General features: G+C 63.6%; 11 protein-coding genes. 8 read left to right on the top strand and 3 right to left on the bottom strand.

What is annotated here, in order from left to right; genetic code table 11:
* Entirely contained in the window at nucleotides 1-1,749 is a 1,749-nt protein-coding gene (locus Q9Q40_14940) for a hypothetical protein (GenBank protein MDQ7008515.1), read from the bottom strand.
* A gap of 14 nt (nucleotides 1,750-1,763) precedes the next feature.
* Complete coding sequence (locus Q9Q40_14935; GenBank protein ID MDQ7008514.1) at nucleotides 1,764-3,236, bottom strand: sulfatase; 1,473 nt, start codon at nucleotides 3,234-3,236, stop codon at nucleotides 1,764-1,766.
* A 442-nt stretch (nucleotides 3,237-3,678) separates the two neighbouring features.
* Between Q9Q40_14935 and Q9Q40_14930 the strand changes: the two genes are divergently transcribed.
* From Q9Q40_14930 to Q9Q40_14900, 7 genes are all read left to right on the top strand, one after another.
* On the top strand, nucleotides 3,679-4,248 hold the full coding sequence (locus tag Q9Q40_14930) for a sigma-70 family RNA polymerase sigma factor (protein MDQ7008513.1): 570 nt from the start codon (nucleotides 3,679-3,681) through the stop codon (nucleotides 4,246-4,248).
* Nucleotides 4,249-4,384: 136 nt separating this feature from the next.
* Nucleotides 4,385-4,876 carry a hypothetical protein gene (locus Q9Q40_14925; GenBank protein MDQ7008512.1) on the top strand — a complete coding sequence of 164 codons (492 nt, stop codon included), beginning with the start codon at nucleotides 4,385-4,387 and terminating at the stop codon, nucleotides 4,874-4,876.
* Nucleotides 4,877-5,140: 264 nt separating this feature from the next.
* Nucleotides 5,141-5,755: a hypothetical protein gene (locus Q9Q40_14920; GenBank protein MDQ7008511.1), complete on the top strand. Its 615-nt coding sequence runs from the start codon at nucleotides 5,141-5,143 to the stop codon at nucleotides 5,753-5,755.
* A gap of 27 nt (nucleotides 5,756-5,782) precedes the next feature.
* The gene (locus tag Q9Q40_14915; protein MDQ7008510.1) at nucleotides 5,783-7,033 is read left to right on the top strand and encodes a hypothetical protein; all 1,251 of its coding nucleotides are present in this window, start codon (nucleotides 5,783-5,785) and stop codon (nucleotides 7,031-7,033) included.
* 149 nt (nucleotides 7,034-7,182) lie between these two features.
* Nucleotides 7,183-9,426 (top strand): alkaline phosphatase family protein, encoded by a 2,244-nt coding sequence (locus Q9Q40_14910; GenBank protein MDQ7008509.1) that lies wholly within the window; start codon nucleotides 7,183-7,185, stop codon nucleotides 9,424-9,426.
* On the top strand, nucleotides 9,423-10,976 hold the full coding sequence (locus Q9Q40_14905) for a hypothetical protein (protein ID MDQ7008508.1): 1,554 nt from the start codon (nucleotides 9,423-9,425) through the stop codon (nucleotides 10,974-10,976). Before Q9Q40_14910 ends, Q9Q40_14905 begins: the two co-directional genes overlap by 4 nt.
* Entirely contained in the window at nucleotides 10,973-12,475 is a 1,503-nt protein-coding gene (locus Q9Q40_14900; GenBank protein MDQ7008507.1) for a sulfatase-like hydrolase/transferase, read from the top strand. The genes Q9Q40_14905 and Q9Q40_14900 overlap by 4 nt, the downstream gene beginning before the upstream one ends.
* Nucleotides 12,476-12,568: 93 nt before the next feature.
* On the opposite strand, the gene Q9Q40_14895 is transcribed toward Q9Q40_14900, so the two are convergent.
* A complete protein-coding gene (locus tag Q9Q40_14895) occupies nucleotides 12,569-13,387 on the bottom strand; it encodes a hypothetical protein (protein MDQ7008506.1) in 819 nt (272 codons plus the stop codon).
* A 260-nt stretch (nucleotides 13,388-13,647) separates the two neighbouring features.
* Between Q9Q40_14895 and Q9Q40_14890 the strand changes: the two genes are divergently transcribed.
* A partial coding sequence (locus tag Q9Q40_14890; GenBank protein ID MDQ7008505.1) for a ribonuclease III occupies nucleotides 13,648-13,836 on the top strand: 189 nt, incomplete at its 3' end.

Here is a 13,836-nt window from a genome sequence, read left to right as displayed (position 1 = left end):
TCAGACGTGTGCTCTTACGATCTGTATGCCCTTGTCGATATTTTTGTCGTAGCGCATGAAACCCAGGGCCAGCCGACTCAAGGCACCGACCTGGCTCGCGTCACAAGCCAGGGCCTTTCGGTAGTGGGCCCGGGCAAGTGGCCAATTTCCTCGCTCCTCGGCCTGCTGGCCATGGACGATCTCGAGGCGCGGCACACAGGCCACCTGCTGCCGTAACTCGGATTGAGAAGATCCAGCGGAAACGACACTCAGCATCGTTACCAGCAGCGTCAGACCGAGCACCCCACTGGATCCTGCCGCGCCTCTTTCCGGTCCCGGCGGCCAGATGCCCGCCACTCCCGCGATCACGGCCAGCAGAGCCGGGAGAGCGACTCGAGGGAAACCGAGAACAGGAAAAAAAGCGGAGGCAAGGGTCAGAGGCAGCAACAGCGGGAACAACGCTCGCACCCAGGGCCTGGCGGACACGCTCCAGGAGCCGAGGACGAAACCTGCTGCCAGGGGCGGCAGGATCAAAGGGTCCGGGAGGCGAGCGAGAGCGTCAGGACCGATCACCAGCGCGAATCCAGCACACATGGCCGCCAAGGCGGAGAGAGCGAGGCCAAGCCCGGCGGCCAGTGGACGAATCCGACTTGAAAACACTCCAGTCGCGACGGGAAGCAACGCACCCACCATCGCCAACAAACCAACCGCCACGCTGCGGCCGAGGGCCGCCACGAGGGCCAGGGCGAGGACGCCTCGAGCCGCCCACGCAAAGTCGAACGATTCACCCTCGAAACGGCTGACAGCGCCCACCAGGACAGTCACGGCAAGAATCGCGCTGACAATCGCCAAAATATCGAAGGGTGCCAAGGACGAAAACCTCTCGAACGGCAGGTAGAGCCAGACACCGGCAGCCACGCCACTGAGCAATGCACCGACCAGCAGGAGACTCCATCCCTTGGGTAGCGGGGGAGGGGCCGGGTCAGAAGCAGCCGGCTCCGGTTCTGGTGGAGTTCCCTCCTGGCCTCGCTCGAAACGCACCCATATCCATCCCAGCGCCAGCAGCAAGGGCACCAACCAGAGACACGCGATAGAATCCGCGGAGCTCGCTCGATTCGGTCTCAGCAGGGCGCCTTCTCCGCGGTAAAAAGAATCGAGGGTTGTACCCAGCCCTAGACTCCGAAACATGGCCAGCATCAGGCTGGGCAGACTGAAAAAAAACAGCGACGTGGCATAGATCGCCGGCATGCTCAGCAAGGCACGCAAACGGCTGCGGGAGCGCAGAAAGACATACGTCACTCCCAGCAGGACCGCCAACAGGGCCTCCAGGCGAATCCCTGGAGTGGTTCCTGTCAGGGGCGTAAACGGGTGGAAAAAGAGCAGCCAGATCCGCAGCAGGTCCCGAGGATCCGCTGACAAGTAGCCGATGGTCGGCTGACTTCCACCGGCATGCAAGAGCAAATCGAGCAAAGGTGGCAACAAGGTCAACAACCAGGCGAGAGTCATCAGGCGCACGACCCGCAGCGGCGCCACACCGGAAAATCCAGCCAGCAGCAGGGTCAATGCGACAAAAGGAGCCACATAGGCCAGCGGGTAATGGACGAAAGCAGCCAAGGCCTCGAACACGGGGTTTTTCGCAAGCAGGATTTCCAGCAAATTGCGCACGGTGACGATACCCACAAGAGTCGCAACCAGGCGCCAAGGGCCCCACGGCCTCGACTCGAAATGCAATGTCGTCTGCTCGAGCCAACGCCAAAATTTCGAAATCACTCCTGCCCCTTTCCTCAATCTACGTAGCCCAGGCTGCGGAGGGTTTCGATCTGTTCGAGATCGACCGGCTCGTCGGTGGAAGGTGCGCGAAGCTGCAGCCATTCCTGCGCGATGCCCTCGAGGGTGCGACGCATACGCTGCGCCCGGACCGACTGTTCGGCGAGCAGATTGTGAGACTCCTCAGGATCTTCAGCGAGATCATAGAGTTCCTCTCTGACTTGCCCCCCCCCGAGAGGCATGCGAATCAGCTTCCAGGATCCTTCACGCAGCGCCCACCACCGTCCGGCACGTCCCGAGACCGGTCGCCGCGGGTTCTCGGGGTGCACGAGGTTGTGATCGGTCAAATGGACCAGCGGGCGGGAGACGACTTGATGCACTCCTCCTGAACGCAACATATCGGCCAGGCTCATCCCATCGATATCAGGGGGGGGGGCCAGCCCCGCAAGGTCGAGAAGGGTCGGGGCCACGTCTTCCAGGCTGACGTTGCCTCGGATCAATGTCCCGGCGGGCACACGGTGCGGCGCGTGCACCAAAAACGGCACCTTCAATGTGTCGTCGTACAGGTACTCTCCGTGAGCGAACCAGTAGTCGTGGGCGCCCATCGCCTCCCCATGGTCGGCGGTCATCAAGACGATGCCATCGCCCATCAGCCCGGTCGCTTTCAGCCCTGCCAGGAGGCCGCCGATGGCACGGTCCGTCCCCGCGACCTCGGCCTGATAGAGTTGCGCCACCTTCTCGATTTCCTCATGACTGAGAATGCTGTCCGCGTCGAAAATGACCTGCCCCTTGGTCAGACGCCCCGAGCGGACGGCGTCGAAAAGATCAAAATCCTTCCCTGCCTGCAGATCCACGGTCACCGTACCAAACTCTTCTTCGGGGGTATACGGCCAGTGCGGGTCAAGATAGTGCACCCAGAGGAACAGCGGGCTCGAGTCTTCCCGCTGCGCGCGCACCCACGTCAGGGCCTCCGCGGTAATCGCGGCGGCGGAATTGCTGCCCCACCGGGCCTGAGGATTGGAATACAGGTCGCATCCTTGCTCGAATCCCCGCCCTCGGCGCAGTTGAACGTTGCTGACGAAGGCCGCCGTGCGGTAACCCGCACGAGAAAAAATCTCGGGAAGGGTGGTCACCGTGTCGGGCAGGCGCATCCCAAGCCCGTCGGCCCCGTGCCGCAAAGGATGTAATCCGGTGAGAAGCGAGCCCACCGACTGGGTCGTACGGCCGAACGGAGCCCAGGCTGTCTCTATGCGGGCGCCCTCGCGGGCCATCTGGTCGAGGGCAGGCGTCAACGCCAACCGCGAACCGTAGGCACCGAGATGGTCGGCCCGTAGCGTATCGACCGTGATCAGGACCACCAAACGGGGCCGGCCGGGCGCGCCCGGCCGGCATCCCCCCAGCCCCAGGCCGATCAGGACAACGAGCCCGGAGGACAAAAGCAGTATCGAAAACCGAAGAGCCTTGGCCAGAGTTGAGATCAAGACGGCCACTGAAGACCTCCCAGCCTGGCCCGGGGCCCGCCTCGAACCAGGACTTCGCCGGGAACGGCGATCGAGTGATGCCGGCGTGCTCGCCAACCCCATCCGCACTGCCGGCCCCACGCGAGCAACCCCGCCGGAACATCGTGCGGGCCGTCAATGGATAACATACTCTCCGGTTCATTGCAGGAACGCGCCTCCGGGCCGGGACGGTCGACGCTCCACCGTCCGCATCGCCCCGATGCCGGAAAGGGTGGGCGCGTGGTTTGACGACGCTGGGGTATAATCGCGCCGTGCGCGCCACAGCCCGGGAACAGCCTCAGGTGGCCGGCAGACAGGAAGCGCGGGGCTTGAGTGTCCGCGGAATCACGCCGCCTGATGGACCGCCCCGAGGAGGCGATCGGATCGTGGCCCTCGTGTTCACACTCCGGCCAACCAAGACAAGAGGGGGCCGGTGCTAGGAAACCTTGCCGAAGGAGATCTGATTCGCCGGGCCCAGGCAGGTGATGCGGCTGCATTCGATCACCTCGTTCGCCATTACGGGCGGCTCGTTCTGTCCCTGGCGCGCCGCATCGTGCGGCACAGCCAGGACGCAGAGGACGTGGCCCAGGAGGCGTTCTTGCGCTTCTATCGCTCGCTGGACCGAGTGGACCCCGATCGCCCCCTCCAGCCGTGGCTCGTGCGCCTGACACTCAATGCCGCCCGGAATCACGTCAGCCGGAATCCGGCCCAGGGCGAGCAACCCCTGACAGGCGAATGCAAGGGTTCAGCCCCGGGAGCTGCGGAAGCTTCCCTCGCGGCGGGCGATATCAGGAAGGCCCTGACCCTGGCCTTGGCGACCATTCCCGAACGGGAGCGCGTCGTCTTCATCCTCAGGGATCTTCAGGGCCTCGAAGTTCGCGTGATTGCGGAGGCGCTGAAACTGAGCCCGGTGACGATTCGTCGCCAGTCCACCTCGGCGCGACACAAGGTCGTCGCCTGGATCCGGCTGCACCGGCCCGACCTGCTGACACGGGGGGAGTGAGAGGCGTTCAGCGACCGGCACAGGTAGGGCCTCTGGAAACTTTTTTAGAAATTTGATGAACGCCTTGCCCGGTAGCCGGGTAGAGACAGGTGTAACGCGAGCGGATCGGCTGTCCGTGGAGACCGGAGAGAGAAAAATGGGCGAAAGCAGCTTGAGCAGCGGCGCCAGCCGCAGTCCACTCCCTCATGAATGGGAGGCTTTCTGCTCCCGCCTGAGAGAGCTTCAAACCGTCGAGAGCCAGGAAGCCCTCGCCGCCGATCTTGCGGTGGAAAGGCTGCAGCGTGCGGTGCGCTCACGGATTGGACATGACGAGAAGGCTCCAGTCCGGAGAAACTTCCGCCGTTTTTACGCCCTGGCTGCTGCTGTGCTTCCCGCCGCCCTGGGCTTGAGCGCGCTTTACGGTGCTGCGAGCCCGGCCTCAAGGTCGCCATCCTTGGTACTCACGGCAAGGGCCGACGGATCGATCTCGATGCGCTACAGCGATGGCCGGCCCATTCGACGGGTGGCCAAAAGTGAATTTCCGTCCGGCGTCAAGCTGGAGTCGCTTCTGATGCCTGCCCGGACAGAAGTTGTGGACAAGGTCGGTGAGCCCCGTCCCGGAACGGTGGTGTTCTATCGTGTCGACTAGTGTCTTCGTTGGAAGAGTTCAGCCGGTTTCGAAAGAAGCCGCGGAGAACCGATCGATGTCTGGCTTTCGCACAGGAAAATCCGGATTTCCGTTGACGCGGTGCCAGTCTCGTCGTAACTATCCCTCGCGGGACCGTGCAACGAGGGGTCTTCTTCGGGTCGGCCATGGCAGCCCTGGCGCAGGTTGTGCGCGGGTGGCTGATGCCGACGGAGATCTCCAGATTGTCCGGCACCGCAGGGAGCAAAACGGAAGTAGGAGGGTTTGATGACCAGTTTCCGCGCAATCCGGGGATGGATGGTCGGTGTGGCCGTGGTCGCGTTGCTCGTGGGCAGCGTGGTCGTGGCCTCGAACATGGGCTTCAAGTTCGTGCCGCAGATTCCTGACGGACAGGCCTTCAACCTGTCTCTGCCCTGGAACAACAACTACACGAATGCCCAGAGTCTGCTGACGGATCTGGGCAACGTCACTCGAGTTGCCAAGTTCGAAGCGAACTCGGCGATCACCAACTGGACCGGCACCGCCGGAGTCAACTTCGGCATCACCAAGGCCGAAGCCTACATCGCCTATGGTGGGACGGGCGGGGCGACACCGGTAGTCGTGGGTTCCCACGATCCGAACTACACGCTCAACTTCACCAGTGGCCAGGCGTTCAACGCTGCTGCGCCGTATCACCAGACGTTGACCAACGCCGAGCAGCTCCGGACGGATATCGAAAGCCAGTTCCCCGGTTCGCTCGACCGTCTCGCCAAGTTCGAGGCAGACTCAGCACTCACCAACTGGACGGGTAACGCTGGAGTGAATTTCAGCCTCGATCTGGGCGCCGGAGTCATCATCTATACCAAGACCGATGTGTCCGGCTACCAGTGGCCCCATTACTGAGGCGATGAGCAGGAGGAGTAGATTCTGATGACGAAAAAGATTCTCATGACGCTGATTGCCGCGGCGTTCGTTCTTGGCTCGGGTTTGGACGTCTTCGCCTTTTCCAAGCCGATCGAGAGCGTTGTTCGCGAGACCGATGCCGCAGAGGGCCCTGTTTCCATTCGCTACTTCAAGGAGGGCCACTCGGCGGTAAACCCCAACGCGGCCGTCTGCCCGACGGGGCTGGTCGATCCGGCCGGTGGTCGCTACTGCGAGATCAACCACACCAACAAGCCGAACAAGGGCAAGGTCGGCTACAAGGGCACTCTGGAAGACATCTTCAACTGGGATGGCAACTACGGCCTCTACATGGGCGCCTGGGACACCGAGTTTGGAACCGGCACTCCTGACCACAAGGGCTACTACGCCTGGGTCGGCCAGAACGTGGCCGATACCGACCAGGACGACCTGTGGGCCGCCGGGTGCGTTGGTGTCAAATCCAACAACACCTGCCTTGGCGCCGCCGAGCCCGCCAATTCTGCCGGCACCGAAATCGCCAACACCACCCAGGGCATCATTTCCCCTTGGGGCGGTCTGCGTCCGATCCCGGTCCCGAAGCCTTCCGCCACCACCGATCCACTGGTCATCCAGTTGGATTGGACTGCCGTGAGCGTCATTGGCGTCGCCCCGGCGGACCCGGTCCAGTACGACCTCTACTACGTGGCGAATGTCGGCGGTAGCTGCGCGGCCCCGACTGCGGATGCTTACACTTTCCTCAAGACCGTGACCGGCACCAGCACCACGGTCAGCGCGGCCGACCTCGGCATCGGTGACCAGGACAGTGCGTTCTTCGCCCTGAAGATCCGCTACCCCGGTCCTACCAGTGAAGTTCTCTCGCGCTACCTCTCCGCCAACAGCCAGTGCGTGGGCTTCGGCGCCTTCGACGTTCAGGTCGTCGATCTTTCTTCCCGGTACGTCGGCCGCAACAACATCGAGGTGAACTGGCGGACCGAGCTGGAAGATGGCGTGGTTGGCTTCTATGTCACGCGTTCCTTCACTCAGAACGGTCCGTACCAGCGCGTTTCCAGCCTGATCCCGGCGAAGGGTGAGCCCTCCAGCTATTCCTTCATCGATGCGATCAACACGCGGGCGCCTCGTGGCTCCGGCGTGTTCTACACCCTGGAAGTCGTCGACATCGACGACGCCATCACCACTGTCGGCCCCACGGCCACAGAGCTTCCGAACCTCAACCCCGGAGTCGTGCCGAAGAAGTTCGAGCGGCCGATTCGCCGCCGCTGAGTTTCAGCGCTTCTACAGCTACGACCGGAGGGAGCCGCCAAAAGCGGCTCCCTTCTTTTTTCCGTCCGGCTCAAGCACCGACCAGGGCGGGGGGTTAAAATACCCCCGCGTGCGGGGCGTCGTTCGCCCCCCCTAAGAGGTTACCACCCATGGATCTTCGACCCGCCGCCTCGGCTCTCCTCTCCGGGGCGCTCCGTCTGGCGACTGCTCTGGCGCTGACGATCGGATTGCCGTTACTCACCGGCTGCCAAGGAAGGGGAGACAGCCTGATCCTGGTCACCATCTCCGGCCTGCGAGCCGATTCCGTCACGCCGGAGTCCATGCCACGGCTCTCTTCCCTGATGGAAGAGGGCATCTCGCGGCGCGACATGCTCACCTCGGTCCCCGACACCATTCCCGCACTGGCATCGCTGATGACCGGGCAGGGCCCCGAAACGCTCGACTGCTTTTTTGCTGACCGCTGCCGCCTCCCGTCGCACTACTCCACACTCGCCGAATCGTTCGCGGCGAGAGGCTACCGAACCGCAGCCTTCATCGGCCAGGGGGCCGTCTCGCCACTCACCGGGCTCGCTCGAGGCTTCCAGACATTCACCAGTCCCGGCTCCGTCGGAGATTCTCCCATCCTGCCTGACGAGACGCACCGCGTTCACCCCCGCCGAATCGGGTGGACTCCCGCTTCGGTAATCGCCGACCAGGTCGGCGCTTTTTTCCTCAAGGAAGGTGGAAGCGGAAGCCCTAAGTTTCTCTGGGTGCATCTGGCGGATCCGGCCTACGCGGCGAGCGGAGCGGACCCCCAAGAGCACTACCGGGAATCACTGGCGGCAGTCGATGAGACCATCGGCTATCTGCGCGATGCGCTCGCCAGTTTCGGACTCGAGGGGCGCACCACCCTCGCCGTAGTCGCCCTCCACGGAACGGCTTTCGGTGATGGTGGCGAAACCGGGCATGGTTTGACCCTCGTCCCTTCCGTGATACGGGTAGTCGCCACCGTGCTGCCCGCCGAGAGTTCCGGGGACGCCGCCCCGATTCCCCCGGGAATCACAGCGATGGCCTCCTTCCTGGCCCCCGGCGTAGGCCTGGAGCCCGCCCCCGCTACGGATTCTCATCGCCCAACTTGCATGACCCGCTGGCCGTCCAGGCTTTACGGCTGGCCCAACCGAGAGGTCACACTCGGGCCTTCGGAGACACCCCAAGGGGATGCTCCAGCCCTCGACGACCACCAGCGCCAAGTGCTGGCATTGATGGCCCGAGCCAATCGAGCACGCCTGGAGGGGGATCTTTTCGAGAGCACCCGGATTCTCGAGCGAGCCCGCAAGCTCGCCCCCTCTGCACTGGCTCCCCGTAGCGCGCTCGCCGGTTTGTTGGGCGCCAACGTCAAGGGGATGTCCGAGGAACGGCTTGCCCTGCGCCGCCAGCTCTTGACAGAACTCGAGGCCTGGAAACCTGGGAGCATGACCCAAGCGCTGGATCTTGCCCGGACATTCAAGATGCTTGGAGACCGGAGCGAGGCACTCAAGCTTATTCGAGGGACGCTGTCTTCGGTCTGCACGCCTGGGCAGACGCTTGCAGCGGCCGAAATGCTGACCGACATCGATGCCATCGATGAGGCGATAGCAGCCATCGAGAGCGTTGTCGAGCAGGAAACATCGCCCGCCCCTGAATTGCAAGAGTGGCTCGGCGACCTGTTGCTACGTTCTGGCAACCAGTACCGGGCTCGGCAAGCCTACCAGAAGGCCCTGATCTCGCCCCGGGCCCGAACGCCCCACCTGCTGGCGAAGCTGGGCGATACTCTCGCCGGCCTGGGGGAGGCCGACAAGGCACTCGAGAGTTATGCAGCCGCCGTGGCTGCCGATCCATCCTACCGCTATCCCCACGCTCAGGCGGCCACGATCTTACTCGAGCAGGGCCAGATCGGTGCTGCCGCGCATGCCATCGCGATGAGCGTACCCGAGGGGGAGAGCCCACGAGATACCGCCATCCGTCGGGCTCGGCGACTGGCCGACCGGAAGCTGTTCGCGGCGGCTACGGCGGAGATCGACAAGCTTCTGGCCCAGATGCCCGGCGACGAGAAGTTGCTGGTGGAAAAAGCCCGCCTGCTCAGGCACCAGGAAAAACCCGGCGAGGCCCGGCAGATTCTCGAAAGTGTCCTGGAAAACCGCCCGCAGAGCGCCAAGGCTCTGACAGAACTGGCGATCCTCGCGGCCCTCGAGGGCGATCAACAGACGGCCATTTCCCTGCTCGACAGGGCCGAGCCCTTTGCCGGAGCCAGCCTCGCCGCACAGATTCGTTCGGAAAATATCTTCCACCTAGCCGGCGAGGCCAGCCCTCTAGCTCAACGGGCTGCTCGCTTTCGGGGGCTCTCGAGACGACGCCCGGAGACATCCAAGCCGTGAGGAATCGCCTCGCAAACGGGGGAGGCTACCCCTTTCTTCTGCTGGCTTGGCTGCTCTACGCCTGGCACGCCTGGAGTTTCGGATGGTGCCTGCAGGACGATGCGTTCATCAGCCTCCGCTATGCGAGGAACCTGGCCGAAGGCATCGGACTGGTCTACAACCCGGGCGAGTATGTCGAGGGCTTTACCAACTTCCTCTGGACCATCGGCATGGCGGCGCTGTTCGTTCTCGACCTGCCGCCCGTCAAGGCTCTCTGGCTGGCAGGGCTTACCTCGGGTGGGCTGGCCCTGTGGGCCGCCTTCGATCTTGCCAGAACGCTGGCCCCCGAACCGCTCCGCGGCGCCGCCGGGGGGAGCGCTGCGGTGATTGCCGCCTGCCTCCCGTTTTTCGTGGCGGAATCTGTCATGGGGCTCGAAACAGCTTTCTTCGCCGCCTTGTCCGTGGCCGGCATCGCACGCTACCTTCGCGAGACCACCTCGCCACCCGGTCGCCGCCTGCCGATCTCCGGAGTGATCCTCGCGATGGCCACCCTGACCCGGCCGGAGGGCGCCCTGATTGCCGGCCTGGCGGGGCTGAGCAACCTTTTCGGACTCGCGAGGGAGCGCTGCAGACCGGACACGTCATTCTGGGTTCGCTGGCTCCTCTTCGCTCTTCCCGTGATCGGCCTGGAGGCTTTCCGCTGGCTTTACTACGGTGATCTGGTACCCAACACTTTCCATGCCAAGGTGGGCGGAGGCATGACCGCGCTGCTGCGAGGCCTGACCTACACAGGGGAGTTCGTATGGCATGCCTTTCCCTTGCTCATCGCGGCGGGAGCCGGGGCTTGGGTTCTTCTGCAGAAACGCGACCGTCGCCCCTTGGCCACACTTCCCTTCGCTCTACCCTGGATCTTTATCGCATATGTTGCCTGGGTAGGAGGGGACTACAAGCCCACGTTCCGGTTCTTTGCGACCCCGGCACTCTTTTTCGCGGCCTGGGCGGGCGTTGGTCTCGTTTCCTGGTTCAGTTCGGATCGTAACCGACCGATCGCGAATTTCCTGCTCGTCGCAGGCTCGGTATGCCTCGCCGGTGCAATCCTGGTCGGACTGGGGGGAGGCGCCCGCGAGTTCGCCCGCTGGCGGGCGCAGGTTCTTCCGGTTCACCGGGCAGCCGGCGCCTGGCTCGGTACTCATTTCGAGCAGAACACCTGGATGGCCACAGGCAACGCCGGCGTGCTGCCCTACGAATCCTCACTCCCCACCATCGACATGTACGGCCTCTGCGATCGGCACATTGCCCAGCGCCGGATGCCACACATGGGCGAAGGCCCCCCGGGACATGAAAAGGGAGACGGCGCCTACGTGCTGGAGCGCAATCCGCGACTGATCCTCTTCATGAGGGCTCGCTTCAGCCAGCAACCCATCACAGAACAGGCCATCGCCTCCATGAGAAAATCCGTCAGCGAGCGCGAGCTGTGGGAACACCCGGAATTTCACGAGCGCTACGCCCTGCGCAGCCAACGTCTACCCGGCTTCTATTTCAACTATTTCGAAAGGAAAGAGGGGCCATGATGCGGCGTTCCTACGGGGTGCTCCTGGCGGCGATACTCGCATTTCCGCTCCTGTCATGCAATCTGTCGCGACCTTCGATCCTGCTGATCTCCGTCGACTCGCTGCGTCTCGACGCCGCCTTCGGCCGACATGAGGGCAAACCCATCGCCCCCAGGCTCACAGCTTTCGCAGACCAGTCCCTGGTATTTGACCAGGCCATCAGCCCAGCACCCTGGACAACACCCGCCATGATGGCCGTGATGACCGGCCATGACGCGCCGACTCATGGCGTTGAAAAACACTACCAATCGTTGTCGCGAAGTGTTCCGACGCTGGCCGAACGTTTTCGCGCATCCGGCTACCGCACGGCCGCCTTCACACCTGCCGTGACCCTGCGCGCGGAGTACGGCTTCGACCGCGGCTTCGAAATCTTCGACTACGAACCCTACGGTCATGACAAGATCTCCTCGCCGGCCCTCAGCGGCAAGGTCATCCACCGGCTCGAGCAGTGGAAGAAGGAACCATTTTTCATCTGGGTTCATCTTTGGGATCCCCATTACAACTACAATCCCCCAACCCCGTACGACGAAATTTTCTCCCGTGGAGAACGACCGCCGAGCCTCCGTGTCCAATGCTTGAAATGGATCCGCGACCCTGTCACAGCACCACAAGCACTGTTTCTCCAAGGTCTTTTCTGGGGCGAGGTGCGCTATACCGACCGCTATGTGGGCGAAATTCTTGACGCCCTCGAGAAACAAGGGTTGGCCTCCCGCACAGTGGTGGCCATACTCGCCGATCATGGTGAAGCCTTCATGGAACACCATTGGCTGGGGCATACCAACCGCCTCGACAGCACGCTGATTCACGTACCCCTGATGCTGCGCTATCCCAGCGAACTGAGACCTTCCCGCGAGCATCGAACCGTTTCCACAGCCCAACTCGGGGCCAGCCTGTTGGCACTCGCGGGACTGCCTAGGGAGGGGTTCGGATCTCTTCCACCCCTTCCCCTGGATACAGCCGAATCCCCCCGTGCGAGTGAATCATCGCCCCCGGGCGTCTTGAGCCAAACGGTCCGCCGAGGCTGTCTGACCTCTCTGACCCGGGAACGCTGGCGCTACGTCATCGATCACCACGACTGCAGAGAAGAGCTCTTCGATCTCGAGGAGGATCCCGGAGAAACCGTCAACTTGGCCGAACGAGAACCCCGAACGCTGGCCTCCATGCGACAGGCGATGCGGCAACACCTCGAGAGGGCTCGCACAAGTCGCGTTCCCCGTGCCTCACTCCCATCCACCGTGCTGGAGGAATCGGAAACACGCCTGCGCTCTCTGGGCTACATGGCAGCAGGCGGGGGCGGGGGGACACGCCGCGGAGACCCCACGGTCTGCGACGGAGTAATCTTTGCGGGACCGCGGGACAGCTTGGGGGACATGGAGCCTGAAGAATGCCCGCCAGAAGGAGCCATGGGCTGCCTCGAGCGGTTCGACCATGGCAACTCGGACTCGCGGACCGATCCATAAGCCCCTTCCGGCCGAGGAACCAGGCTTCCAAAGTCAGCCCCTCGCATCGACAAGGCTTTGCCTACGGACTGCCAATCCCCTTGGCTCCACATCTCAGTGAAGGTCTTCGCCCCGCGCCTCGCCACTGAGAGGATCGATCGGGAACGCGTCGCGCACCCACACCCCCTGGGCTTCCAGCACATGCCCTGCGTCGTCGAGAGCCACCCGCCCCAGAACCCGACCGGCGTGACCAAGCCAGAGTACCGGCACGGTGTGGAGCCTTTCAGGAGCTACGTCCTCCACCGTACCCTGAGTGGCGAAGACGAGGTCGATACCCGGTACTTCACGGAGCAGTTCCCCCAGTTCGACCTTGCCCAGGCTGGAAAGCAACACGACTTGTCGTACCTGGCGGCGCAGGGACGCCACGATCGGCCGCAAGGCCGCCACCGGTTCGAAAGTAAGGATCGTTCCCGACCCGGGATCCCCCCAATACTCATCGGGGCGGTGCGTCATGACGGCCACGAGTCCAATCTTGCCACTCGGGCTGTCGAGGATCAGCGAATCCCGCCCCAGAGGCCTGCCTGTTTCGAGGATCCGCAGATTTGAGGTCAGCAACTCGAGGCCCACTCGGGCCGCAGAAGCCTGCAAGGCCCGGGGCCCGAAAAGACTGAGGTCGAAGTAGTCCAGCCCTACCGCGCTATATCCCGTGCGCTTCAACTGCTCGAACATGACCCCCGGGGGCTGGTTGTCCCGGTCCTCGCCGATGGGGCCGGTAACACCGCCGGAACTGATCCAGATCCGGGCCACGCCGGGCCGGGTGCGGGCCAGCCACTGATCGAACCGGGGGCGATAAAGGGCCCCTCCAAAACTGCCGTAGCACCCCCGGGGACGAAGGTAGCCACGATCCGCGCCGGTGGCCAGAAGGACGGTCATGGTGTGGGGGGGCAGGGGCGACCATCCGCTCGCTGGTGATTGGCGGCCTGAGTCGGCCCCCGCGGGGCTCAGCAAAGCAACCAAGGTTGCCAGCCCGGCAAGCCTCCCCCAAAGCCCCGCACTTCGACACCTCCGAGTTCCACGCATGCCAGAAAAATAGCAGGCCGACGCCCTCGTCGCTATAGCGGCCTGAGCGCCTCGGGCTATGCTAGGCGCACTCTGGACGAGCGCTTCCATGGACGGATCGATGCGAGGAGACCATGCGCTGGAGTGACGACATCGAACAGCACATGAGCGAACTCGAGGCCGCGCTCGGCTACACGTTCAAGGACCGCGGCAAACTTCACCAGGCCCTCGTGCACCGTTCCTATGCCCACGAGCGCGACCTGGACCACGACAACGAACCGCTCGAATTCCTCGGCGATGCCGTGCTGGGATTCCTGGTCGCC

It is taken from the genome of Acidobacteriota bacterium (assembly GCA_030949985.1).
Classification (GTDB): domain Bacteria; phylum Acidobacteriota; class Polarisedimenticolia; order J045; family J045; genus JALTMS01.
The sequence above is the reverse complement of the archived record's forward strand: the minus strand, read 5'-3'. Positions and strand labels throughout refer to the sequence as shown.